Origin of the sequence: Bacillus cereus, assembly GCF_007678085.1 — a bacterium.
In the GTDB taxonomy this organism is placed as follows: Bacteria; Bacillota; Bacilli; order Bacillales; family Bacillaceae_G; genus Bacillus_A; species Bacillus_A cereus_BE.
Genome location: NZ_VEDW01000050.1, coordinates 1 through 238, shown reverse-complemented (window position 1 = coordinate 238; position 238 = coordinate 1). Strand labels below are relative to the sequence as shown.

Genomic DNA, 238 nt, shown 5'->3' with positions numbered 1-238 from the left:
GGCGACTGATGGGAATCGAACCCACGAATGCCGGAGCCACAATCCGGTGCGTTAACCACTTCGCCACAACCGCCATGATTTCTGGTGCCGACTAGAGGACTTGAACCCCCAACCTACTGATTACAAGTCAGTTGCTCTACCAATTGAGCTAAGTCGGCTAAATGGTGGAGGATGACGGGATCGAACCGCCGACCCCCTGCTTGTAAGGCAGGTGCTCTCCCAGCTGAGCTAATCCTCC

Annotated in this window: 3 tRNA genes; all 3 read right to left on the bottom strand. The window is 55.5% G+C overall.

The features are described from left to right. Positions 1 to 73, bottom strand: a tRNA-His gene (locus tag FS742_RS27345). 9 nt (positions 74 to 82) lie between these two features. Continuing rightward, positions 83 to 158, bottom strand: a tRNA-Thr gene (locus FS742_RS27340). A gap of 4 nt (positions 159 to 162) precedes the next feature. Next, positions 163 to 238: transfer RNA gene (locus FS742_RS27335), tRNA-Val, on the bottom strand.